Below are 23,656 nucleotides of genomic sequence, written 5' to 3' on the forward strand. Positions count from 1 at the left end.
GCGTCATCTCGGAGATGACGCTACTCTGCTCGCGACACAGGCTGGGCTACGACGAATGGCGATGATCAATCGCAGGCAGATACTGACAACGGTATTGGGCGCGGCAAGTGCTGTGGCGGTCGCGCGTCACGCCTCGGCGCAAGGCGCCGTGAGCCGCATGACCGCCTATGGCTTCGCGTTTCCCGGCCTCAAGGGTGGCGACATCAAACTTGCCGACTATGCAGGCCGCCCGATCATGGTGGTCAATACCGCCTCGCAATGCGGCTTCACCCCGCAATATGCCGGGCTTCAGACACTGTGGACCGAGTTCCGCGAGCGCGGCTTGATGATTGTCGGCGTACCGTCCAATGACTTCGGCGGACAGGAGCCGGGCAGCGCCAAGGAGATCGCCGACATTGCCGAGGGACATTTCGGCATCGGTTTCCCGATGGCCGCCAAGACCGTCGTGAAGGGACCGAACGCGCACCCCTTCTACAAATGGGCGGCAGAGGCACGGCCGCGCGACCTGCCGCGGTGGAACTTCCACAAATATCTGGTCGGCCGCGATGGCTATCTCACCGACTCCTTCGCCTCCGAATTCGAACCGACCGATACACGCATCAAGACCGCCGTCGGACGTGCCCTGACCGCGGCTTGAGCGGTTCAATATCGATCCAGCCACTGACTGGGGATAAGGGCCGTTGCCATAGCGGTACCGCCTGAAATCGCGCTAGAATTGCGGCCACGACCATCTGGATCAGCCCGACCACCTCGCTGACGACGCTGGTCGCAGGTCAAGGGGGACGTGATGCGCAGTGCGGCAGGTCTGATTTTTGCGAGCGCTATTTCATTGTGGGCAGCAGGCGCACAGGCGCAGGCACCCAAAGCCGGTGTTGCTGCCCCCGCCCCCGCGGCAACGCCTGCGCCGCCACCGGCGCCCGCGGCTGCACCTGCCCCCGCCAAATCGACCTGCGCCAATCCCGATGCGCTCGGCGTCAGCCGTGTGGTCGAGATCGACACGACGGGTGGTCCGGGCTTCGGCTTCGAACATTTCAAGCAGCTCGACTTCCTGCGCGACAAGGAAGTGGTGCTGACCTTCGACGATGGTCCATGGCAGACTACGACGCCGACTGTGTTGAAGACGCTCGCCGACGAATGCGTCAAGGCGGTGTTCTTCCCGATCGGCAAGCACGCCACCTATTATCCGGAGGTGCTCAAGCAGGTCGCTGCGGCCGGCCATACCATCGGCGGACACACCTGGGCTCATATCGCGCTGACCAACAAGAAACTGACCCAGCAGCAGCGCATTGATGAAATCGAGAAAGGCTTCAGCGCGGTAAAGTGGGCACTCGGCTCAGCCCCCGCACCGTTCTTCCGCGCTCCGGCGCTGCAGCACCCGCCGGAAATCGTCACCTATCTCGGCACGCGCAACATGGCGATCTTCTCCTGTGACATCGACTCGTTCGACTTCAAGACGCGCAAGTCCGAACAGGTCATCACCAATGTGATGACCAAGCTCGACAAGCTCGGTAAGGGTATCATCCTGATGCACGACTTCCAGAAGCACACCGCCGAAGCGCTGCCGACCCTGCTGCGCAAGCTCAAGGCCGGTGGCTACAAGGTCGTGCATATGCGGGCCAAGGCGCCCGTACAGACCATCGCGTCCTATGATGAAGCGATCGTCAAGGACGCCAAGCTGCCGACGGTCAGCAGCCGTCCTGTGAACAGCGTCGTCCAGACGATCTCGGAATAATGAGGACTCGTCGACGCCCCTGATGCCCGCATTTCGTTTCAACGGCTACGTCATCGTCTCGGCGGACGGCATGCTCGCCGATGCCAGTGGCGTGATGCCCGATACCCTCAAATTTCCCGGCGACCTCGCCTTTTTCACCGCAGGTCTCGACCGTGCCGACCTGATCGTGCACGGCAGGCATTCGTTCGAGGATCAGCCGAACTCACCGAAACGCAAGCGCATCATCGTCAGCCGCAGCATCGCTGCCATAGGCCCCGATCCCGAAAACAACAAAGCCACGCTGTGGAATCCGGCCGGCGCATCTTTCGAAGACGCTTGCGCGCATGCGGGCGTTCATGCCGGCACCGTCGCCGTCATCGGCGGCCCCAGCGTATTCGAGATGTTCTTTGATCGCATCGACGTGTTTTGGCTGTCGCAGGCGCCGCATGTCCGCCTGCCCGGCGGCGAGGGATGCTTCCCCGGCGTCCCCGAACGATCACCGCAGGACATTCTCTCCAGTCACGGCCTGCAAGCGAGCGAGGTCCAGATCCTCGACTCCGCGCATGAAGTCACAGTAACGGCCTGGCGGCGGGTGTCCTGAGCGAGGACTATACTTCGTTGTAGCCGCCCGGCAGCCGCGCGCTGCGGCCGATACCGGCGATCATGAAGAGGCCGCCGATCAGCGACAGGTTCTTCAGCGCGTGGATCATCTGGTTCTTGGCCTCAGGGCCGGTCAGGTTCCAGAAGTCGTGGAAGTAGAACGTTGCGGCCATCACGAACAGCACCAGCACCAGGGCGAAGAAGCGCGCGCCCAGATTCAGCGCGACGAGGATACCGCCGACCAGTTCCAGTGTCGCAACGGCGATTGCAAGAATCTGCTTCAATTCCATGCCCGCCAGCCCTTCGAGCTGTGTCGCATAGGGCGTCACGACCGCAGGGATCGTCGGGATAACCTTGTTCGCGATCGCATCTGCTGTTGCGCTGAGGTCGAGAAACTTGGATGCGCCGGACGCAATGAAGATCACGGCAAAGAGAATGCGCCCGAAAGTAATAAACGCTGGCATTGGTCGGCCTCGCTGGACTGCAATGAATACTTGTCGAAATACGTGACGAGTATGATCATTCCATCACATTTTTCAAACGAACAAATGGATGACCTCGTTGGCGTCATCCATTTGTCGCGATGCTTCTCAGATTGGCTAACTATCCAAAAGCGCAATGGCCGGGAAGCATCCAGCCAGCGCGAGGCTGACTGAACGCGCTAGCCGAACAGGCTCGCCTGCGGACGCCCAGCCCGCTCCTGCGCCTCGACAGCCGCAACCGCCGTCATGTTGAGGATACCACGCGCTGTCACCCCCGGCGTCAGGATATGCGCCGGACGGGCCGGGCCGATCAAGATCGGGCCGACCGGGAGCGCATCCGCCAGCGTCTTGATCATCTGATAGGCGACATTGGCGGCATCGAGCGTCGGCATGATGAGGACATTCGCCGAGCCTTCGAGTTTCGAATGCGGCAGCACGATCTTGCGGGCTGCTTCCGACAGCGCGGTGTCGCCCTGCATTTCGCCATCGGACTCGATTTCCGGATGCTTCTCACGCAGCAATGCTGCGGCGCGGCGCATCTTGCGCGAAGAGTCCGTATCGTAGCTGCCAAAGTCAGAATGCGACACGAAAGCGATCTTCGGCTTCATGGCGAAGCGCTGCACGTGGTTGGCAGCGAGCGCCGCGATTTCCGCGAGTTCTTCCGCGCTCGGATTCGGACGCACCTGCGTATCAGCGATGAAGTGCGCACCCTTGCTGGTGATCATCAGCGACAGCGCTGCAAAATCGCTGACGCCCGGCAGGAAGCCGATGATCTCGCGCACATGGCGCAGATGGCTCATGTAGCGGCCTTCGACGCCGCAGATCATTGCATCCGCCTCGCCGCGGATCACGGCGAGCGCGGCGATCACCGTCGCATTGGTGCGGACGACCGTGCGCGCCGCATCCGGCGTCACGCCGCGACGGCCAGCCACGTCGATATAGGACTGCACGTAAGAGCGATAACGCGGATCGTCCTCGGGATTGATCAGGTCGAAATCCTGTCCGGCCTGGATCGCCAGACCGAACCGCTTGATGCGGGCTTCAACGACCGACGGACGGCCAACGAGAATCGGACGCGCCAGCTTCTCTTCCAGCACCACCTGCACGGCGCGCAGCACGCGCTCGTCTTCGCCTTCGGCATAGATCACGCGCACCGGCTGGGTCTTTGCCTTCGCGAAGACCGGCTTCATCACCAAACCGGAGCGGAATGCGAAACGCTCGAGACCTGCGGTGTATTCCTCGAAATTGGCGATCGGGCGCGAGGCCACGCCGGATTCCATCGCCGCCTTGGCGACGGCCGGCGCGATGCGCAGGATCAGGCGTGGATCGAACGGGCTCGGGATCAGCGACCCCGGACCGAAGCCCTGGGTCTCGTTGTCGAAGCCGGCGGTCACAGCATCCGACGGCGGGTCTTGCGCAAGCTGCGCGATGGCATCGACGGCAGCGATCTTCATTGCCTCATTGATCGCCGTCGCACCACAATCGAGTGCACCGCGGAAGATAAACGGGAAACAAAGGACGTTATTGACCTGGTTCGGAAAGTCCGACCGGCCGGTGCAGATCATCGCGTCCGGGCGTGCCTTGCGCGCTTCGTCCGGCATGATCTCCGGCGTCGGATTGGCCAGCGCCATCACCAGCGGCTTGTCGGCCATCGCCTTGACCATCTCGGGCTTCAGCACGCCCGGAGCGGAGACGCCCAAGAAAATATCGGCGCCGGCGATGACATCGCCCAGCACGCGCGCATCGGTCTTCTGCGCATAGACCGCTTTCCAGCGATCCATCAGGGTGTTGCGGCCCTCATGCACGACACCGTCGATATCGCAGACCCAGATGTTCTTCTTCTGCGCGCCCAGCGACACCAGAAGATTGAGACAGGCGATCGCCGCAGCGCCAGCACCCGAGCAGACGATCTTGACGTTCTTTATGTTCTTGCCGTTGAGCAGCAGCGCATTCTTGATCGCGGCGCCGACGATGATGGCGGTGCCATGCTGATCGTCGTGAAACACCGGGATCTTCATCCGCTCTTTAAGCTGCGCCTCGATCTCGAAACATTCCGGACCCTTGATGTCCTCAAGGTTGATGCCACCGAAGGTCGGCTCCAGTGCCGAGACGACCTCGACCACGCGCTCGATGGTGTCGGCGGCGATCTCGATGTCGAACACGTCGATGCCGGCGAACTTCTTGAACAGGACCGCCTTGCCTTCCATTACCGGCTTCGACGCCAGCGGACCGATATTGCCGAGACCGAGGACGGCCGTGCCGTTGGAGACGACGGCCACGAGATTGGCGCGCGAGGTCAGCGAAGCGGCTTCGTTGGGGTCGGCTGCGATCGCGAGACACGGCGCGGCTACGCCCGGCGAATAGGCCAGTGCCAGATCGCGCTGGTTGGCAAGCGGCTTGGTGGCCTGGATTTCCAGCTTACCCGGCCTGGGAAGGCGATGATAGGCAAGCGCCGCGCGCGAGAGATCGTCAGAAGATGAAGAAGACATGCGTGCTCCCGCGCGTCATAAAACAAAAGTTAGGTAGAAGGGCGTTTCTTCTTGTTGGTTTGCCGGACTACTTGTCCTGCAGATTGAGACGGATATGCGCTTCACGCAACTGCTTCGGCGAAGCCTCTGACGGCGCGCCCATCAACAAATCTTCAGCACGCTGGTTCATCGGGAAGAGCGAGATCTCGCGCAGGTTGTTCGTACCGCAGAGCAGCATCACGATACGATCGACGCCTGCCGCCATGCCGCCATGGGGCGGTGCGCCGTACTGGAAGGCGCGATACATGCCGCCGAAGCGCTCGACCACCGTCTCCTCGCCATAACCGGCGATCTCGAACGCCTTCACCATTGCTTCCGGCTTGTGATTACGGATGCCGCCCGACGCGATCTCGTAGCCGTTGCAGGTGATGTCGTATTGGAAAGCCTTGATGGTCAGCGGATCCTGACCTGTCAGCGCATCCATGCCACCCTGCGGCATCGAGAACGGGTTGTGCGAGAAGTCGACCTTCTTGTCGTCCTCGTTGTACTCGTACATCGGGAAATCGACGATCCAGGCCAGCGCGAAGCGCTCCTTATCGATCAGGTTGAGCTCTTCGCCGACCTTGGTGCGTGCGAGACCGGCGAACTTGTAGAATTTCTCGGGATCGCCCGCGACGAAGAACGCGGCATCGCCGGCCTTCAGGCCGAGCTGCTGACGGATCGCTTCGGTACGCTCCGGTCCGATGTTGTTGGCCAAGGGACCAGCGCCCTCACCGCCCTCGCGCCACATGATGTAACCGAGGCCCGGCTGGCCTTCGCCTTGCGCCCAGGAATTCATGCGGTCGCAGAATGCACGGCTGCCGCCACCGGGACCGGGGATCGCCCAGACCTGATTCTTGTCGTCTTCGAGCATGCGCGCGAACACCTTGAAGCCGGAGCCGCGGAAGTGCTCCGCCGTGTTCTGCATCTCGATCGGGTTGCGCAGGTCCGGCTTGTCGGTGCCGTATTTGCGGAGCGACTCTGCGTAGGGAATCTTCGGCCAGTCCTTGTTGACCGGCTTGCCCTTGGCGAACTCCTCGAACACGCCGGTGATCACGGGCTGCACCGCCGCGAACACGTCTTCCTGTTCGACGAAGCTCATTTCGAGATCGAGCTGGTAGAACTCGCCCGGCAGACGATCGGCGCGCGGATCCTCGTCGCGGAAACATGGCGCGATCTGGAAGTAGCGGTCGAAGCCCGACATCATCAGCAGCTGCTTGTACTGCTGCGGTGCCTGCGGCAGCGCGTAGAACTTGCCGGGATGGATGCGCGACGGCACCAGGAAGTCGCGCGCGCCTTCCGGCGACGACGCGGTGAGGATGGGCGTCTGGAATTCGAAGAAGCCCTGCTCCTTCATCCGCTTGCGCATCGAGTCGACGATGGCGCCGCGGGTCATGATGTTCTGATGCAGCTTCTCGCGACGCAGGTCGAGGAAGCGATATTTAAGCCGGATGTCTTCCGGATAGTCCTGATCGCCGAATACCGGCAGCGGCAATTCGGCTGCGGGGCCGAGCACCTCGATGGCATCGATATAGATCTCGACATCGCCGGTGGGCAGTTCGGCATTCTCGGTGCCGCCAGGACGACGACGCACCTTTCCGTCGATCTTCACGACCCATTCCGAACGCAGCGTCTCGGCGACCTTGAACGCCGGCGAGTCCGGATCGGCGACGCATTGCGTCAGGCCGTAATGGTCGCGCAGATCGATGAAGAGCACGCCGCCATGGTCGCGGATACGATGGCACCACCCCGACAGGCGAACGGTCTGGTCGATATGGCTGTCGCGGAGCGCGCCGCAGGTGTGAGACCGGTAGCGATGCATGGGTATCCTGGAAATACGTCAGAGGGCGGAATCGGGTTCGCGATCAAGCGCGAAGCGCAGGGTTTACCCGACCGCATCCGACGCGGCAACCAAAGCTCGGCGATCAGATCGCCCGAATTTGCGGGCCGCGACTGCATCACCGGAGGCCTCCGACCGATGAATTTCGGACTACCATTTCCAAATGCAATCGAGCGATCGGAAAACCTCCCGCAACGCGGGAACTACATGATTGCACACGCAATAACCAGCTACCTCGGGTCAAGCACCATCGGCACCCGGATACGTCGCGTCGGTATTTCAGCACCAGATTCAACTACTTAAAGCGGTATTTGTGTCAAAATTTACTGAACGTTGACGACCACCATTCACTGTCTTGCCGTGAACCCAGCCCGTTTTGAAGGCAGGTGATTCAACTGGAACTTGCTGCTTCTTGCCCTGCCGCAACCCAAGGCAGCCGCCATTTCGGCTGACCGGCGTCGCAGCCTTAGAACCGCCGAGGAATATGTTCGTGCTCGCCAGATATTCGATCAGTACCAAGCTGTTTGTCATTGTTGCTTTTCTTTTCGTCGTGATCGCGGGCATCGGCACCCTCGCCTTCATGCAGATGCGAGCCATCAACGCAGCGACCCAGGATATCCAGACGCAATGGCTCCCGAGCGTCCGCTGGATCGGTGAGATGCGCGTTCAGTCGGCGCGGTATCGCGCTGTGCTGCGCGACCACCTGATCGTGGCCGATGCCGACCGTCCGGATGTCGACAAGAACCTCGCCGCCCGCAAGTCTGACTTCGACAAGGCCGCGAAGGCCTACGCCCCGCTGGTATCGTCGCCAGCCGAACGCGAACTGGCCGATAAGCTTGACGCGGAATGGAAGGCCTTCATCGCCGCCGGCAACGACGTCCAGGCCCTCGCCAACAAGGGCGACGTGGCGGCAGCCAAAGAGATCAACGCCAAGAAGGTCGTTCCGACCGGCCGCGCCATGGACGGCACATTGGCCAAGCTCGTCGAGCTGAACGACAAGGGCGCCGAAGTGGCCGGCAGCAACGCGAACGCCACCTATGCCAACGCGATCTGGATGATGGTTATCATTCTCGGCGCCTCGGTCGTGCTCGGTCTCAGCGCTGCCATGTATCTGGTGCGCGACATCTCCGGCGGCATCGCCTCGATCCTGAAGCCAATGGGCCAGCTGACCGATGGTCAGTTGGAGGCCGTCATTCCGCATCAGGGCGAAAGCACCGAGATCGGCCGTATCGCCAGCGCGTTGCAGATCTTCAAGGACGCCCTCATCGCCAAGCGTGCTGCGGATCAGGCTGCCGGTGCCGAGGCCGCCATCAAGGCCGCCCGTGCAGAAACCATCACGAAGGCGACCAGCAACTTCGAGTCGATGATCAGCGAACTGGTGGGCTCCTTGTCATCGGCCTCGACCGAACTCGAAGCCTCTGCCACCACGCTGACCCGCACGTCGGATATCACCATGACGCTGTCGGGCTCGGCAGCGTCTGCATCGCATACGGTGTCGAGCAACGTTCAGTCGGTGGCCGCGGCAACGGAAGAAATCACCTCGTCGGTGAATGAAATCGGCCGCCAGGTTCATGAATCGAATCGTATCGCTTCGACCGCCGTGCTGCAGGCCGAGAAGACCAATGAAAGCATTACCAAACTCACGCAGGCCACTGCACGGATCGATGACGTCGTGAAGCTCATCACCGCCGTTGCCGAACAAACCAACCTGCTGGCGCTCAACGCCACCATCGAGGCGGCGCGCGCCGGTGACGCCGGCCGCGGCTTCGCAGTCGTCGCCGCCGAAGTGAAGGCGCTGGCGTCGCAGACCGCCAAGGCCACCGACGAAATCAGCATGCAGATCGCCGGCATGCAGGCGGCCAGTGCGGAGACGATCGAGACCATCAAGGAGATCGGCTCGACCATCACGCTGATTTCCGAAGTCTCGTCGGCTATCGCAGCGGCGGTCGAGGAACAGGGCGCAGCGACACAGGAAATCGCGCGCAATGTCCAGCAGTCGGCCCAGCTCAGCACCCAGGTCGCCAGCGAGGTCACCGAGGTCAATCGCGGCGCCAGCGAGACTGGCTCCGCATCGACCCAGGTGCTGGCCGCAGCGCAGTCGCTGTCGCTCGAAAGCAATCGCCTGAAGGATGAAGTCGACCGGTTCCTCGACACGGTTCGCGCCGCCTGAGACCGCTTTCAGCGGTTGCCTAACACGTCGTGGCCCCCCATCTTGGGGCCATGACAGTCCACTTCCCGTTCGACAACAGCTATGCCGCCCTGCCCGCGAATTTCTTCGCCCGCGTTGCACCAACGCCGGTGACAGCGCCGCGGCTGATCAAGCTGAACCGCGCACTGGCCGACCAACTCCGCATCGATCCTGACTGGCTGGCCAGTCCCGAAGGCGTCGAAGTCCTCGCCGGCAAGCGTGTACCCGATGGCGCCGATCCCCTCGCGATGGCCTATGCCGGACATCAGTTCGGACATTTCGTGGCGCAGCTCGGCGATGGCCGCGCGATCCTGCTTGGCGAGGTCATTGACCGCGACGGCGTGCGCCGCGACATCCAGCTCAAGGGCTCCGGTCCGACGCCTTTCTCGCGCCGCGGCGATGGCCGCGCTGCGCTTGGTCCGGTGATCCGGGAATACATCGTCAGCGAAGCCATGGCCGCCCTGGGCGTTCCCACAACGCGCTCCCTCGCCGCCGTCCTCACGGGCGAACGGGTTCAGCGTGAGACGATGCTGCCGGGCGCCGTGCTGACTCGCGTCGCCTCAAGCCATATTCGCGTCGGCACGTTTCAGTTTTTCGCCGCGCGCGAGGATATCGCCGGCGTCAAACAACTCGCCGATCATGTGATCAACAGGCACTATCCCGACGCAGCCGAAGCCGAACATCCCATTCGCGCCTTGCTCGATGCAGTGATCCGCCGTCAGGCCGAACTTGTCGCACGCTGGCTGCATGTCGGCTTCATCCATGGTGTGATGAACACCGACAACTGCTCGGTATCCGGCGAGACCATCGATTACGGCCCCTGCGCCTTCATGGACGCCTACGATCCCGCGACGGTGTACAGCTCGATCGACGAGATGGGCCGCTACGCCTATGCGAACCAGCCGCGCATCGCGCTGTGGAATCTGACGCGCTTCGCCGAGACGCTGCTGCCGCTGATCGACAGCGACGAGAAGACCGCCATCGAAATCGCGCAGGCCGCATTGGGCGAATTCTCCGATATTTTCGACACGGCCTATCAGGCCGGTCTCCGCCGAAAGCTCGGGCTGTTCACCAGCCAGCCGGACGATGCCGCATTGGCGCAGGATCTGCTGACCGCCATGACCGCCAATCAGGCCGATTTCACCCTGACCTTCCGCCGCCTCGGCGCCGCCGCGGTTGACGCAGACAGCGACGAAGCCGTCCGCGGACTGTTTATCGATCCGACGGCGTTTGACGCCTGGGCCGTGAACTGGCGGGCACGACTCGGCCGGGAGTCGCAGGACGCCGGTACCCGCCATCAGGCCATGCAGACGATCAATCCAGCCTTCATCCCCCGCAATCATCGCGTCGAGGCGGTGATCCAGGCGGCGCTGGCCGACGACTACGCGCCGTTCGAGAAATTGCTGGCCGTACTGGCGAAACCCTATGAAGATCAACCGGAGATGGCGGATTACGCCGAGCCGCCGGAGCCGGATCAGCGCGTACTGAAGACCTTCTGCGGCACCTAAACACCCTCATTCTATCGGAGCAGACCTCCAATCTGCCCGAAACACCTTGACTCAACAGGTTTTTCGGCCGAACGCCTTGGCAAAAGCGTTATGGACCGTCCATGGAACTGATCACGACCACTGCCCAGCTGACCGCCGCGTGCGAGCGACTTGCCAAGCACCCCGTCATTACGGTCGATACGGAATTCCTCCGCGAGACCACTTATTACCCGCTGCTCTGCGTGGTCCAGATGGCCAGCGCGGAAGACGCGGTGGTGATCGACACGCTTGCCGAGGGCATCGACCTCACGTCGTTCTTCGACCTGATGGCCAACGAGGCCGTGCTGAAGGTCTTCCATGCCGCGCGGCAGGATATCGAAATCATCGTGCACCGCGCCGGCGTCGTGCCGCATCCGATCTTCGATACTCAGGTCGCGGCCATGGTGCTCGGCTACGGCGACAGCATCGCCTATGACCAGCTCGTCGAACGCGTCACCGGCCACCGCCCCGACAAGACCCACCGCTTTACCGATTGGTCGCGCCGTCCGCTGACCGAAGAGCAGTTGCACTACGCCGTCTCTGACGTCACCCATCTGCGTGATGTCTTCGCCAAGCTCGATGCCGATCTGAAGAAGCGCGACCGCAGCGACTGGGTCAGCGAGGAAATGGAAATTCTCACCTCGCCAAAGACCTATGATTTCCATCCCGAGCGCGCCTGGGAACGGCTGAAGACCCGCGTCCGCAAGCCGAAAGAGCTCGCAGTGCTGATGGAAGTCGCTGCCTGGCGCGAACAGGAAGCACAGAGCCGCGATGTGCCGCGCTCGCGCGTGCTGAAGGACGATGCCGTCGGCGATATCGCGACCCATGCGCCGACGTCACTGGAGAAGCTTGCCAATCTGCGTTCGCTGCCGAAGGGCTTTGATCGCTCCAAGTGGGGCAGCGACATTGTTGCCGCCGTCCAGCGTGGCGTCGCCCGCGATCCCGCCACGTTGCCGAAGATCGAGAAGCCGCGCGGCAATTCCAATGGCGCGGCCACCGTCGAACTGCTGAAAGTGCTGCTACGCATGACGTCGGAACGTCACGCCGTCGCCAGCAAGGTCATCGCCACCGTCGACGATCTCGAGCAGATCGCCACCGACGACAATGCCGACGTCGGCGCCCTGCACGGCTGGCGGCGTGAGTTGTTCGGCGAGGCCGCCCTGGCGCTCAAGCATGGCCGCCTTGCATTGGCGATGGAAAAAGGCCGGGTGATCCGGGTGGATCGCGCGTAGGCTGCGTCGTCCAAGGTAGCGTTCTAATTGCCTGCCGCAAACAGCAGGACGGGGCGTACCAGACCTCGCCCTGCGAGACGCAATGACGATCGCTTTACGCCGCCGATCTGTTCTTGATGGCTCCGACGATTGCCGTCAGCACCGCACCCGCGACACCGCCTCCGGCCACCTGACCGATCAGCGAACCGATATCGGTGGTCGCCGATGCGTTTGAAAGCATAGGAATCAGCATTCCGAGAATTTGACCGCCAACGCCGCCACCTATTGCACCTGCGATCGTGTTGCCGATTGTACCAAGATCGACAGACTTCGATGCACCGCCGGCAACATTTCCGCCAATCGCGCCGCCAATCAGTTGAACGATAAGGTTGATCAGAAGGGCTGACATTTCGACTCTCCCGGTCCGGAAATCGTATGTACTTGCCGCGTGGACCAAAACGGCCGCACCAGAAAATAGTATACGCACGGAAACCGAGAGTCACGCCGCGCTGCAATCAGTAGTGTCATTCAGAATGAGCGACGGTGGCTATCGCCTGACGATCGTCCCGGACTTCCCCACTAATCGTGCCAGCTGCTTGAAGCGGCTGCCGACGCGGTCGGCGACGAGATCGACCATGCGATGCTCGAAGACGAGCATCATCTTGCGATCCTTGGTGGCGAAATGCGTGGCGGGCAGCACGCCCGGCCGCGCCGCCGAAATGAGATGCGCGACCCTGAATAACGCGCCGAGCAAACGGGCGCGTTCGACCTGTGCCGGCGAGACAAGCGCGCGGACCAGCTCCGGGGGCTCGTTCTCGGCGCCGAATCCTGCGTAGCGGTAGTACACACAGAGCGCGAGGAATGCGCGACCGTGATGATCGACCGAGCCGAAATTGCCGTTCGTGATCAGACTGAGCGTCTGCTCGCCGCGATGATCCGGATGGACGCGCCAGCCGATATCGGACAACAGACACGCCACCCGGCGTAGCCGACGATCCTCGTCGGTCTCTTTGAGCTTGGCGACACGGGCGAACCGATCACTCCAGTCGCTCAGCTCCTGCGCGTGGCGGGCCGAACGCGACAGCAACTCGTTCATGGTCTGCGCGGCGCCGACCAGACCATCTTGCATGCGCTGCGCTTGCGGCAGCATTTCGTACAGCAAGCCTTCACGGACGCCATAGGTCGAGAACACGATAGTCTTCGGCTTGGCGGTGCGAATGACATATTCAAGCACGAGCGCCGCGTAGACCAGCAGAGGCTGGCGCTGTTCGGCTATGGCTTCGATGTTGGCAAGAATGTTGGCTGTTGCGAGCCGGCGCAAGCGGCGCACGAAATCGAGCGCTTCGGTGGCCGGGATCGAATAGCCATGCATCACACGTAGCGGATAGCCGCTCTGGATGATGTGCAGCCGGGCAAGAGCACGCCAGGTGCCGCCGACCGCATAGAAATTGCGACCCACGCCCGCCTTGAGTTGCGCGACGTCAGCCAGCGCCAGTTTGACGATGCGTTCGGCCTTCTTCGGCGATTTTTGTGAGGCGTCCTGCAATGCGAGACTACCGAGCGGCAGCGTCACGCCCTGCCGGACCGCATTGCCTTTGACATCGATCAATTCGAGCGAACCGCCACCGAGATCGCCAACCAGGCCATCCGGCTTGTGCACGCCTGAAATTACGCCCAGCGCCGAGAGCTTCGCTTCGCGCGGCCCCGATATGATCTGGATCTCGCAGCCGCAGATTTTCTCGGCTGCTGCGATGAAGGCAGGTCCATTGCTCGCATCGCGCGCCGCAGCGGTCGCGATCGCGTAGACGCGACCGACCTTCATGACCCTGCACAGCGCACGGAAGCGCCGAAGCGCCGTCAGCGCCTTGTCGACGGCGTCCTTGGCTAGCAGTCCAGTGCTCTGCACTTCGCGGCCGAGACCGCACAGCGCCTTCTCATTGAAGAGCGTAACAAGGCTTCGCGTCAGCGACTCGTAGACAACGAGACGCACCGAGTTGGAGCCAATATCGATGACGGCGACGCTGGTCGCGCGTTGATTGGCACGCGCTACCACGTTGCTGGTTCCTTACGAGGATTGGTGACGCTCCGAACGGCGGGTGAGCCGGCGCGGGGATGATTTCTCAAGCGACTTTCCACGGCCAGACAGACTCGGATTCGTCATGAAGTAATTGTGCACATTGAAGGGTTCCTCGCCCTTCGCTGCCTTCATACGCGTTGACGACCCGTCCGGCAACAATTGCCAGCTCTGTTCCGTATCCTTGAGATTGGCCACCATGATCTGCTCGAGCACCTGGGTATGCACGGTGGGGTTCTGCAGCGGACACAGAACCTCGACGCGGCGATCCAGATTGCGCGGCATCATGTCAGCCGACGATATGTATATCGCCGCCTTCGGGCTCGGCAGGCCATTGCCCATACCGAAGCAATAGATTCGACCATGTTCAAGGAAGCGGCCGATGATCGACTTGACGCGAATGTTTTCGGACAGGCCGGGCACGCCCGGCCGCAGGCAGCAGATGCCACGCACGATCAGTTCAACGGATACACCGGCATTCGACGCCTCATAGAGCGCATCGATGATTTCCGGATCGACCAGCGAATTCATCTTGAGCCAGATCGCACCCGGCTTGCCGCTGCGGGCGAATGCCGCTTCGCCGCGGATGTGTTCGAGCATGCGCCCGCGCAAGGTCAGCGGCGATACGGCCATCTTCTCGATGTCGCTCGGCTCGGCATAACCGGTGATATAGTTGAACACGCGTGCGGCATCGCGACCGATGATCGGGTCGGATGTGAAATATGACAGATCGGTGTAGATGCGCGCGGTGACCGGATGATAGTTGCCGGTGCCGGTGTGCACATAGGTCGTGAGCGAGCCGCCCTCGCGGCGCACCACCAGCGACAGCTTGGCATGGGTCTTCAATTCCAGGAAGCCATAGACCACTTGGACACCGGCGCGTTCGAGATCGCGAGCCCAGCGGATATTGGCCTCTTCATCAAACCGCGCACGCAGTTCGACGAGAGCCGTTACCGACTTACCGGCCTCAGCGGCCTCCACCAGCGTGCGGACAATCGGCGAATTGTTGGAGGTGCGATACAGAGTCTGCTTGATCGCCACCACGTCCGGATCGCGCGCAGCCTGCTGCAGGAATTGCACGACAACGTCGAAGGATTCATAGGGATGATGGACAATCAGGTCCTTCTGACGGATAGCGGCAAAGATGTCGCCGCCATGATCGCGGACACGTTCCGGATGACGCGGCACATAAGGCACGAATTCGAGATCGGGCCGATCAAGCCGTGTGAGCTGCGAGACCTCGTTCATGGCGAGAATGCCGTCGACCAGCAGGATTTCGTCATCCGAGGTCGCCAGCGCGCGCTGCACGAAGGCACGGAGTTCGGCCGGCATGCTGGCTTCGATTTCGAGGCGGATCACCGACCCTCTGCGGCGACGCTTCAGCGCAGTCTCGAACAGCCGGACCAGATCCTCGGCCTCTTCTTCGACTTCAAGTTCACTGTCGCGGATGATGCGGAAGGCACCCTGCCCCTGAACGGTGTAGCCCGGGAATAGACGCGCGATGAACAGGCCAGTGGCCTGTTCCAGCGTGATAAGGCGGACCGCGCCGTCCTTGCCGGGGGTCGGCAGGCGGATGAAGCGATCGATCTTGCCGGGCATGCGGATCAGCGCGTTCATCGTCTTGCCGTCGGACACCCGCGACAGATGCAGCGCGATGGTGAAGCCCAGACTCGGAATGAACGGGAACGGATGCGCCGGATCAATCGCCAGCGGCGTCAGCAGCGGGAAAATGTTGTGGAGGAAGTGGTCCTCGATCCAGGTCCGGTCGGCCTTGCTGACCTCCTTGCCGTCGAGCAGCACGATTCCGACATCGGCCAGCATGCCGCGCTGGTCGCGCCAGATCGCCTGCTGGTCGCTGCCGAGCTTGGAGACCGCGCTGTTGATCAGCACCAGTTGCTCGGCCGGGGTCAGGCCGTCCGGGCTGCGCTCGCTGATTCCCTCACGGACCTGCGCCTTGATGCCGGCGACGCGGACCATGAAGAATTCATCAAGGTTGTTTGCGGAAATCGACAGGAAGCGAACGCGCTCCAGCGCCGGATGGCCCGGATTGACGGACTCCTCAAGGACGCGGCGATTGAAATGCAGCCAGGACAGCTCGCGATTGATGAAGCGCTCGGGACCCGACGCGACCACCTCTGCCGGCTTCGCTTCGCCCTTTTTCTCTTCAATAACAATCTCTTCTGCGGAGTCCATGAGACAGCAATCCATCTAGTTCAAGCAGCGCTATAGTGCCGGCAAATCACAGCGGACATTGCGTCAGTTGCATGACGCTTCGATGACATTGAGGAACCTGCCTGCCGCGCCGTCAAGGCACCGTTCGACGCGCCGCGTTTGACGTCCAAGGCTAAGTCAGGCGTCGCGCAGCAGTTCCGCAGCCAATGCACGGGTCACCGGCCGCCCAAGCCGGAGCGCCTCGCTATCCAGCAATTCCACCGTATGGCGGGCGGCGGCGAATGACCGCTCGATGCGGCTGGCCACATAGCTGACCACGCTCTCGTCGATGCTGAGCTGGCGGTCGGCGCAAAACTTCACGATCAGCGCCCGAAACAACCCGTCATCCGGTGGCAGCAGATTGACTACCGGGATCGCACGGAGCCGCGACCGCAGATCGCGCAACTCGACCTCCATGGCGGCCGGGGCGACCCGCGCCGTAATCAGCACATAGGCGTTGTCCTGACGTGCCAGATTAAGAAGGTGGAACAGCGCCCGCTCGTCGAAGGCACCGGCATTGAGATCCTCCACCACCAGTGCGTTGGTCACCAACTCAGCCGGAATCGTCGCAGCCGTCAGGCTGTGCGCCATGGTGGAGCGCGCGCCGGCCTCCTCGGCCCAGATCGCCGCCAGATGGCTCTTGCCGGACCCTTCCGGGCCGACAAGGAGCATGACCCGGTTCGGCCAGTCCGGCCAGCAGTCGATCAGTCCCAGCGCCTCGGCATTGGCCGGGCCCTCAAGGAAGTTGTCGCGGGACAGACTCTCCGCATGGGGCAGCGCGAACGCCAATTGACGGGGTTGGACGCGGGCGACCACGCAAATACTCCTGCCGGCTCCGCCGGCGAACGTCACGAATACCGGTTTACCGGGGCTCTTGACCGGGTTCGATGGTGCTCATGTGTCGCATCCACTCGACGAGATAGAAGGACACAGAGAGCAGCGTCAAGACGGTCACAAAGCCCATTAAAATCAAATCATAAGGCGAGGATTTGAAACCAAATCCGAGGGCAGCAAGAACCAAGGCTGCGAAGGCCACCTGCGCCACCGTATTGAGCTTCGATACCATTAGCGGCTTCATCGGGATCGGTTTGCCGAACAACCACGACACAATGACGGCGCCCACGATCATGATATCCCGCGACACCACGAGAATCACGATCCAACGCGGAACTGCCCCCCATATCCCCAGGGAGACATAGATCGAGACCAGCAGCGCCTTATCGGCCAAGGGGTCGAGCAGCGCACCGAGTTCGCTGGCCATGTTGAAACGCTTGGCGAGAAAGCCGTCCACGGCGTCGCTGACCCCCGCAATCACGAAGATTGCAAAGGCGATTTCCATCTGGTTCGAGGCAATCGCCCAGACGATCACGGGCACCAGCAGGATGCGCCCGAGGGTGATTAAATTGGGGATACTCACGCGGCGCTTCCCGGCTCCGGCCTGTTTCGCAATCCGAGCTTGGGGGCTCCGACCGGCTTACCGCCTACATAGTAATCGGGATAGCGTTTACGAGCCATTGCGCAGGCGGGGATTCCGACGTAACCAGCCGAAAATACACAGTTTCGCAGCTCCGGCAGGATACCCGGCATGACCGACCAGAAAAAAGGCCTCACTTACGCGGACGCGGGCGTCGATATCGATGCTGGCAACCGTCTGGTGGACCTCATCAAGCCGATGGTTCGCGCAACCGCCCGTGCCGGCGCTGACGCCGAGATCGGCGGCTTCGGCGGACTGTTCGACCTCAAGGCCGCCGGCTTCAAGGATCCGGTTCTCGTCGCCGCCACCGACGGCGTTGGCACCAAGGTCAAGATCGCTATCGAAGCCGGTATCCATAACGGCATCGGCATCGATCTCGTCGCCATGTCAGTCAACGACCTCGTGGTCCAGGGGGCCGAGCCGCTGTTCTTTCTCGACTACTTTGCCTGCGGCAAGCTCAACCCAGAAGCCACCGCCTCAATCGTCGCTGGCATCGCAGAGGGCTGTCGTGAATCCGGCTGCGCGCTGATCGGCGGCGAAACCGCCGAAATGCCCGGTCTCTACAAGGACGGCGACTACGACCTCGCCGGATTCTCGGTGGGTGCTGCGGAGCGCGGCACGCTGCTGCCGACCAAGGATATCGGCGTGGGCGATGCCGTCATTGGCATGGCCTCGTCTGGCGTCCATTCCAACGGCTTCTCGCTGGTCCGCAAGATTGTCGAGCGCACGGGCCTCTCTTACGCCGACAAGGCGCCGTTCTCGCCGGTGATGACGCTTGGCGGTGCGCTGCTGACCCCGACCCGGCTTTATGTGAAATCCTGCTTGCGCGCGATCCGCGAAACCGGCGCTGTGAAGGGGCTCGCCCATATCACTGGCGGCGGCTTCACCGACAACATCCCGCGCGTGCTACCAAAGAACCTCGGCGTTCGCATCGACCTGCCCTCTCTCACCGTCCTGCCAGTGTTCAAGTGGCTAGCAAAGGAAGGCGATATCGCCGAACTCGAGCTGCTGCGCACCTTCAATTGCGGCGTCGGCATGATCGCCATCGTCAAGCGCGAAGCTGTGCAGCAGGTGATGGACATCCTGCGCGAGGGCGGCGAGACCGTGTCGCTGCTCGGCGACGTCATCGAGGCCACAGGCGACGAGCGCGTCGTTTATGACGGACATCTCGAACTCAACCTGTGAGGCCGTGATGCGTCGCGTCGCCATCCTGATTTCCGGCCGCGGGTCGAACATGACGGCGCTGATCGAGGCCGCTGCCGCAGATGGCTTCCCAGCCGAGATTGCGCTGGTGATTTCGAACAAGGCCGGCGCTCCGGGCCTCGCCATCGCGCAGGCCAATGGCGTCAAGACGCTGGTGATTGAAAGCAAGCCGTTCGGCAAGGACCGCGCCGGCTTCGAGAAGCTGCTGCAGGCGACCCTCGACGAGCACAAGATCGAGCTGATCTGCCTCGGCGGCTTCATGCGCCTGTTCACGGCGGAATTCGTGCGACACTGGTACGGCCGGATGCTGAACATCCACCCGTCGCTGCTGCCCTCCTTCCCCGGCCTCGATCCGCACGGCCAGGCATTGCGCGCCGGCGTCAAGATTTCCGGCGCCACGGTGCATTTCGTCATTCCGGAGACCGATGCCGGCCCGATCGTGATGCAGGGAGCCGTGGCCGTGGCCGATAACGACACCCCCGACACCCTCGCCGCGCGCGTGCTCGACATCGAGCACAAGATCTATCCGCAGGCGTTACGGCTGTTGGCCACCAACAGCGTCGGCATCACCGGCGACACCTGCACCACCAGTACCGGTGCCAGCGCCAGCCGCGACGACACGCTGATCTCGCCGACGGTGATCTAGGCGAGACGTCCGCGGATTCGCGCGATCGTAACTTTTCCGCAACGAGGACAACGCACTTTATTGTTCGGGAGGCGCCCCGGACTGTCGTGTGTCCGTCGTCAATGGGGATTGTTCAGTTCGCGAGCACCGGTCGCAGGACCATCAAAGACAATGCGAACGACGCAACACGTGCTGCGTCGTTCGGACCATTTCGTTTAGCTGCGAACAAATGCCAGAATATCCGGATTGATCACGTCGGCATGGGTGGTCAGCATGCCGTGCGGGAAGCCCGGATAGGTCTTCAGCGTGCCGTTCTTGAGCAGCTTCACCGTCAGTGGTGCAGCGTCGGCATAAGGCACGATCTGGTCATCATCGCCGTGCAAAACGAGCACCGGCACATCGATCGCCTTCAGGTCTTCGGTGAAGTCGGTTTCCGAAAATGCCTTGATGCAATCATAGTGCGCCTTGGCGCCGCCGATCATGCCCTGCCGCCACCAGTTGTCGATCACGCCCTGATAGACTTTCGCGCCCGGCCGGTTGAAGCCGTAGAATGGCCCGGCCGGGACATCGACGTAGAACTGCGCGCGGTTGGCAACAAGCGCAGCACGGAAGCCGTCGAACACTTCGAGCGGCAGGCCGCCGGGATTGTTCTCGGTCTTGAGCATGATCGGCGGCACGGCGCTGACCAGCACCGCCTTGGCGACGCGTCCCTTCTTGGCACGTGCGACGTAACGCGCAACTTCGCCGCCACCGGTGGAGTGACCGATATGCACGGCGTCCTTCAGATCCAGTTTGTCGGTGAGTTCGGCGACGTCGGCCGCATAGGTGTCCATCTCATTACCGGTCGCGGTCTGGCTGGAGCGACCATGGCCACGGCGGTCGTGCGCGATGACGCGATAGCCCTGATTGAGGAAGAACATCATCTGGTTGTCCCAGTCGTCCGCACTAAGGGGCCAGCCGTGATGAAACACGATCGGCTGCCCGGTGCCCCAATCCTTGTAGAAAATCTCGGTGCCGTCTTTGGTGGTGATGGTTCCCATGATCCAGACTCCTTTGAGTGGGTTGCGGGCAAGCGCGACTTCGAATTCGCAGCGGCTTATGCGGATAACCTGGCCGCTTTCCGCCTCTGCGCCGATGACAGGCCAGTGAATAGACTAACGGGCCGCAAGTCTCTTGTACGTTTCGAATACAAAAACAAGATGTCGCCGAGCCGCCAACGGGCGACGACCAGCTGCATTCTATTCAGGCGGCAATGCCGAAGTTTCGGCATTGCGCTCTTCGTCAATTAATATACTAATAGTACAATTATTAAATTTTGTCGAGCGGATCGCTTGTCGCACCCTCGGCAAGCGTCAACGGACCTTCCGGAGCTGCAACATGAATACGCCGAGCGACTACCAGATTTTCGAGGCGGGTGACGTGCTGCTGCAATCCGGCCAGCGGCACCCGCGCCTGCAGCTTGCCTACAAGACCTATGGCGCACTCAATGCTGCCAAAGATAACGTCATCCTCTATCCGACGTCGTTCGGCGCACAACACTATGACACTGAGTGGCTGATCGCGCCGGGCGCCGCACTCGATCCGGACCGCTACTTCATCGTCATCCCCAATCTGTTCGGAAACGGGCTGTCGTCATCGCCATCGAATTCGCTGGAAGCTCTGGCTGGCGCCCCCTATCCGAACATCAGCTATCATGACGCCATTTCGATCCAGCATCGCCTGCTGACCGAGCAATTCGGCATCGCCCGTCTGGCACTGGTTTATGGCTGGTCGATGGGCGGCATGCAGGCCTATCACTGGGCCGCCCGCTATCCGGACATGGTGGCACGCGCGGCAGTGGTCTGCGGCAGCGCCCGTTGTTCGCCGTTCAACGCCGTATTCCTCGAAAGTGTGCGGGCCGCTTTGACCACCGATCCTGCCTTTGTCGATGGCCGTTTCGTCTCGAAGCCGTCTGCCGGTCTTCGCGCCATGGGACGCGTCTATGCCGGCTGGGCGATGTCGCACGGCTTCTACCGCGATGAGCTCTGGCGTGAGGCCGGTTTCACCTCGCTGGAAGACTATCTGACACGATCATGGGATGTCGCCTTTGCGCATCGTGATGCTAATAATCTGCTGGCCCAGCTCTGGACCTGGCAGAATGGCGATATCAGCCGCTGCGATGCATTCCGTGCCGACTTCCGGAAAGCCATGGCTGCTATCAAGGCACGCGTTCTGCTGATGCCTGGGCAGACGGACAACTATTTTCAGGTCGGCGACAACGAAGACGAACTCCCCCTGCTGACGAACGCACGCGCGGCCGAACTGTGTCCGATCCCCTCGCTGCACGGACACCGCGCCGGCAATCCCGTCAAGATTCCAGCCGACGCAGCCTTCATCAACACGAAGGTCTCCGCGCTGCTCGCCGCCGACGCCTGAACCGAGAACGGAACGAACCGATGACGATGGATGCAGTTGGCCATGGCAAGATCGAAACCCGCGCCCTAACGCCCGCACAGCTGAAGGACCTGTCGGTTCGCGCCAATCTTCCGGGGCTCATTCGCTCGATCAGCCATTATGCATTGATCGCTTTGGTTGGAACGCTGATCTGGCAGGTCGCCACCCGCTACGGCATGGTGTGGACGACCCCGCTGATCGTCATCCAGGGTTATCTCATCGCCTTCCTGTTCATGGCGGTGCACGAGGCCGCGCACAAGACTGTGTTCACCAGCCGGCGGCTGAACGAGGCCCTCGGCCATGTCTCGTCGCTGATGATCGTTCTACCCTATGAACACTATGCGCTATTTCACTGGGACCATCACCGCTTCACGCAGGATCCCGACCGCGATCCTGAACTCGTCACCGCAACGATCCCCTCGTCCGACACCAGACTCGCCATCGCCTATACCGGCATCGTGCAACTGACCAACCGGATCCGCCTGCTGGTCCGGCGTGCCGTGACCGGACAAGCCGTAGCGCCGTGGATCCCGGAATCCAAGCAAGGCATGGTGGTGCGCGAAGCCCGCATCTATGCCCTCGTCTATCTGGCGCTGCTGATCGCTTCCATCGCCTTCTCCAGCACGATGCTGCTGTGGTGCTGGCTCGTCCCGCTCTATGTCGGCCAGCTATTCCTGCGGCCCTATCTCTATGCCGAACACACCGGCTGCGAGCGTACCCGCAGCGCCTATGAGAACACCCGCACGACCTATACCGATAGGCTGACGAAGTGGTTCACCTGGAACATGCCATTCCATGTCGAACATCACGCCTACCCGTCCGTCCCCTTCCACGCATTGCCCAAGCTCAATGCCATCATCGACGAGCGCATCGCGCATCGCGGTCAGGGCTACCGGGCCGTCACGCGCGAAACCTGGCGCTGGTTTCGCCGCGCGCGGCAAGGCGGCATCTGACTATTGCGCCGACAATACGGATCTGACGAGCTTGCGCGCATAGTCGGCCGTCAGCGGCCGAAATCCAAAGACATACTCATAAAACAGCGTGCCATAGATCCGGTCATAGAGATCGCCGGCTGGCTCCGAAGCAACGATGCTGCCGTCCTTCTGGCCGTCCTTGATAATCGCCAGCGATATGTCCCGGCGGATACCGAGATAGCGTTCGGAGAAGATTTTCGCTGAACCCGTCCGAGAGATGCATTCGGCAATGACAGCGAGCTGTACCTTGCCAAAATCGCTGTTCAGCGCCACGGCATAGGCGGCGGCATGTTTCGTGATGCGCGTGAACGGATCGCCGCTCGCGGAAAGCGGCAGCATGGTGGACGCCTGCCGCAGGAATGCATCGATCAGCACCGCTTCGCGCGACGGCCACCATTTATAGATCGTCATCTTGGAGACGCCGGAATCCCGCGCAATCGCATCGATGGTCGTCGCAGCGAGCCCCTGGGCTGCCATCATGCGATAGGCGCTGTCCAGGATCGCATCCTCGGTCTCGACCGATCGAGGACGACCTCGCCGCACCGGGGTCACGTCGGTCATCGTCGCAATATTTCTCTGTCGGCTGCCATGCGTTCA

21 protein-coding genes are annotated in these 23,656 nt (G+C 61.9%); 10 read left to right on the top strand and 11 right to left on the bottom strand.

The features are described from left to right. Positions 1-61 precede the first annotated feature (61 nt). From HP556_RS04870 to HP556_RS04880, 3 genes are all read left to right on the top strand, one after another. A complete protein-coding gene (locus HP556_RS04870) occupies positions 62-637 on the top strand; it encodes a glutathione peroxidase (RefSeq protein ID WP_089263978.1) in 576 nt (191 codons plus the stop codon). Between the two features lie 150 nt (positions 638-787). Continuing rightward, complete coding sequence (locus tag HP556_RS04875) at positions 788-1,732, top strand: polysaccharide deacetylase family protein (RefSeq protein WP_068731103.1); 945 nt, start codon at positions 788-790, stop codon at positions 1,730-1,732. Positions 1,733-1,754: 22 nt separating this feature from the next. Beyond that, positions 1,755-2,312, top strand: a complete 558-nt coding sequence (locus HP556_RS04880) for a dihydrofolate reductase family protein (RefSeq protein WP_175366116.1) — start codon at positions 1,755-1,757, stop codon at positions 2,310-2,312. Positions 2,313-2,319: 7 nt separating this feature from the next. On the opposite strand, the gene HP556_RS04885 is transcribed toward HP556_RS04880, so the two are convergent. The 4 genes from HP556_RS04885 to HP556_RS04900 form a co-directional block, all read right to left on the bottom strand. Beyond that, the gene (locus HP556_RS04885) at positions 2,320-2,775 is read right to left on the bottom strand and encodes a DoxX family protein (protein WP_089263975.1); all 456 of its coding nucleotides are present in this window, start codon (positions 2,773-2,775) and stop codon (positions 2,320-2,322) included. Between the two features lie 197 nt (positions 2,776-2,972). Next, the gene (locus tag HP556_RS04890) at positions 2,973-5,282 is read right to left on the bottom strand and encodes an NADP-dependent malic enzyme (protein WP_068731100.1); all 2,310 of its coding nucleotides are present in this window, start codon (positions 5,280-5,282) and stop codon (positions 2,973-2,975) included. Positions 5,283-5,349: 67 nt separating this feature from the next. Continuing rightward, positions 5,350-7,122, bottom strand: a complete 1,773-nt coding sequence (aspS, locus tag HP556_RS04895) for an aspartate--tRNA ligase (RefSeq protein WP_175366117.1) — start codon at positions 7,120-7,122, stop codon at positions 5,350-5,352. Between the two features lie 309 nt (positions 7,123-7,431). Beyond that, a complete protein-coding gene (locus tag HP556_RS04900) occupies positions 7,432-7,659 on the bottom strand; it encodes a hypothetical protein (protein WP_158596856.1) in 228 nt (75 codons plus the stop codon). Between HP556_RS04900 and HP556_RS04905 the strand changes: the two genes are divergently transcribed. The 3 genes from HP556_RS04905 (at position 7,631) to rnd (ending at position 12,086) form a co-directional block, all read left to right on the top strand. Continuing rightward, a complete protein-coding gene (locus HP556_RS04905) occupies positions 7,631-9,310 on the top strand; it encodes a methyl-accepting chemotaxis protein (protein ID WP_175366118.1) in 1,680 nt (559 codons plus the stop codon). The genes HP556_RS04900 and HP556_RS04905 overlap by 29 nt on opposite strands. Positions 9,311-9,360: 50 nt before the next feature. Further along, on the top strand, positions 9,361-10,836 hold the full coding sequence (locus HP556_RS04910; protein WP_175366119.1) for a protein adenylyltransferase SelO: 1,476 nt from the start codon (positions 9,361-9,363) through the stop codon (positions 10,834-10,836). A gap of 101 nt (positions 10,837-10,937) precedes the next feature. Beyond that, positions 10,938-12,086, top strand: coding sequence for a ribonuclease D (rnd, locus tag HP556_RS04915; protein WP_089263971.1), 1,149 nt, complete (start codon positions 10,938-10,940; stop codon positions 12,084-12,086). Positions 12,087-12,180: 94 nt separating this feature from the next. Here the strand turns inward: rnd and HP556_RS04920 are convergent, their stop codons facing one another. From HP556_RS04920 to HP556_RS04940, 5 genes are all read right to left on the bottom strand, one after another. Then, positions 12,181-12,474 carry a hypothetical protein gene (locus HP556_RS04920; protein WP_089263970.1) on the bottom strand — a complete coding sequence of 98 codons (294 nt, stop codon included), beginning with the start codon at positions 12,472-12,474 and terminating at the stop codon, positions 12,181-12,183. A 138-nt stretch (positions 12,475-12,612) separates the two neighbouring features. Continuing rightward, on the bottom strand, positions 12,613-14,118 hold the full coding sequence (gene ppx, locus HP556_RS04925; protein ID WP_175366120.1) for an exopolyphosphatase: 1,506 nt from the start codon (positions 14,116-14,118) through the stop codon (positions 12,613-12,615). A 12-nt stretch (positions 14,119-14,130) separates the two neighbouring features. Continuing rightward, positions 14,131-16,332 carry an RNA degradosome polyphosphate kinase gene (locus tag HP556_RS04930; RefSeq protein WP_120292383.1) on the bottom strand — a complete coding sequence of 734 codons (2,202 nt, stop codon included), beginning with the start codon at positions 16,330-16,332 and terminating at the stop codon, positions 14,131-14,133. 156 nt (positions 16,333-16,488) lie between these two features. Next, on the bottom strand, positions 16,489-17,166 hold the full coding sequence (locus HP556_RS04935) for a P-loop NTPase family protein (RefSeq protein WP_175366121.1): 678 nt from the start codon (positions 17,164-17,166) through the stop codon (positions 16,489-16,491). A gap of 46 nt (positions 17,167-17,212) precedes the next feature. Continuing rightward, entirely contained in the window at positions 17,213-17,767 is a 555-nt protein-coding gene (locus HP556_RS04940) for a CDP-alcohol phosphatidyltransferase family protein (protein WP_068731090.1), read from the bottom strand. Positions 17,768-17,935: 168 nt separating this feature from the next. Here HP556_RS04940 and purM point away from each other — a divergent pair, with 168 nt between their 5' ends. Next, positions 17,936-19,009, top strand: a complete 1,074-nt coding sequence (purM, locus tag HP556_RS04945) for a phosphoribosylformylglycinamidine cyclo-ligase (RefSeq protein WP_175366122.1) — start codon at positions 17,936-17,938, stop codon at positions 19,007-19,009. A 7-nt stretch (positions 19,010-19,016) separates the two neighbouring features. Beyond that, positions 19,017-19,673: a phosphoribosylglycinamide formyltransferase gene (gene purN, locus HP556_RS04950; RefSeq protein ID WP_175366123.1), complete on the top strand. Its 657-nt coding sequence runs from the start codon at positions 19,017-19,019 to the stop codon at positions 19,671-19,673. 194 nt (positions 19,674-19,867) lie between these two features. Here purN and HP556_RS04955 read toward each other — a convergent pair whose 3' ends face one another. Next, entirely contained in the window at positions 19,868-20,692 is an 825-nt protein-coding gene (locus HP556_RS04955; RefSeq protein ID WP_175366124.1) for an alpha/beta fold hydrolase, read from the bottom strand. A 337-nt stretch (positions 20,693-21,029) separates the two neighbouring features. On the opposite strand from HP556_RS04955, the gene HP556_RS04960 reads away from it, so the two are divergent. Both HP556_RS04960 and HP556_RS04965 read left to right on the top strand, forming a co-directional pair. Beyond that, positions 21,030-22,067, top strand: a complete 1,038-nt coding sequence (locus HP556_RS04960; RefSeq protein WP_175366125.1) for an alpha/beta fold hydrolase — start codon at positions 21,030-21,032, stop codon at positions 22,065-22,067. A 20-nt stretch (positions 22,068-22,087) separates the two neighbouring features. Beyond that, entirely contained in the window at positions 22,088-23,038 is a 951-nt protein-coding gene (locus HP556_RS04965; RefSeq protein ID WP_175366126.1) for a fatty acid desaturase, read from the top strand. On the opposite strand, the gene HP556_RS04970 is transcribed toward HP556_RS04965, so the two are convergent. Then, positions 23,039-23,620 (bottom strand): TetR/AcrR family transcriptional regulator, encoded by a 582-nt coding sequence (locus HP556_RS04970; RefSeq protein WP_175366127.1) that lies wholly within the window; start codon positions 23,618-23,620, stop codon positions 23,039-23,041. It lies immediately after the preceding gene. Positions 23,621-23,656: the final 36 nt, after the last annotated feature.

The sequence above is a fragment of the Tardiphaga robiniae genome, from assembly GCF_013359755.1.
Taxonomy (GTDB): Bacteria; Pseudomonadota; Alphaproteobacteria; order Rhizobiales; family Xanthobacteraceae; genus Tardiphaga; species Tardiphaga robiniae.

What these genes read in the sequence shown, in the direction of transcription:
- HP556_RS04870 (WP_089263978.1), top strand. Translation starts at nt 62, where the DNA reads ATGATCAATCGCAGGCAGATACTGACAACGGTATTGGGCGCGGCAAGT.
- HP556_RS04875 (WP_068731103.1), top strand. Translation starts at nt 788, where the DNA reads ATGCGCAGTGCGGCAGGTCTGATTTTTGCGAGCGCTATTTCATTGTGG.
- HP556_RS04880 (WP_175366116.1), top strand. Translation starts at nt 1,755, where the DNA reads ATGCCCGCATTTCGTTTCAACGGCTACGTCATCGTCTCGGCGGACGGC.
- HP556_RS04885 (WP_089263975.1), bottom strand. Translation starts at nt 2,775, where the DNA reads ATGCCAGCGTTTATTACTTTCGGGCGCATTCTCTTTGCCGTGATCTTC.
- HP556_RS04890 (WP_068731100.1), bottom strand. Translation starts at nt 5,282, where the DNA reads ATGTCTTCTTCATCTTCTGACGATCTCTCGCGCGCGGCGCTTGCCTAT.
- aspS (WP_175366117.1), bottom strand. Translation starts at nt 7,122, where the DNA reads ATGCATCGCTACCGGTCTCACACCTGCGGCGCGCTCCGCGACAGCCAT.
- HP556_RS04910 (WP_175366119.1), top strand. Translation starts at nt 9,361, where the DNA reads ATGACAGTCCACTTCCCGTTCGACAACAGCTATGCCGCCCTGCCCGCG.
- rnd (WP_089263971.1), top strand. Translation starts at nt 10,938, where the DNA reads ATGGAACTGATCACGACCACTGCCCAGCTGACCGCCGCGTGCGAGCGA.
- HP556_RS04920 (WP_089263970.1), bottom strand. Translation starts at nt 12,474, where the DNA reads ATGTCAGCCCTTCTGATCAACCTTATCGTTCAACTGATTGGCGGCGCG.
- HP556_RS04930 (WP_120292383.1), bottom strand. Translation starts at nt 16,332, where the DNA reads ATGGACTCCGCAGAAGAGATTGTTATTGAAGAGAAAAAGGGCGAAGCG.
- purM (WP_175366122.1), top strand. Translation starts at nt 17,936, where the DNA reads ATGACCGACCAGAAAAAAGGCCTCACTTACGCGGACGCGGGCGTCGAT.
- purN (WP_175366123.1), top strand. Translation starts at nt 19,017, where the DNA reads ATGCGTCGCGTCGCCATCCTGATTTCCGGCCGCGGGTCGAACATGACG.
- HP556_RS04955 (WP_175366124.1), bottom strand. Translation starts at nt 20,692, where the DNA reads ATGGGAACCATCACCACCAAAGACGGCACCGAGATTTTCTACAAGGAT.
- HP556_RS04960 (WP_175366125.1), top strand. Translation starts at nt 21,030, where the DNA reads ATGAATACGCCGAGCGACTACCAGATTTTCGAGGCGGGTGACGTGCTG.
- HP556_RS04965 (WP_175366126.1), top strand. Translation starts at nt 22,088, where the DNA reads ATGACGATGGATGCAGTTGGCCATGGCAAGATCGAAACCCGCGCCCTA.
- HP556_RS04970 (WP_175366127.1), bottom strand. Translation starts at nt 23,620, where the DNA reads ATGACCGACGTGACCCCGGTGCGGCGAGGTCGTCCTCGATCGGTCGAG.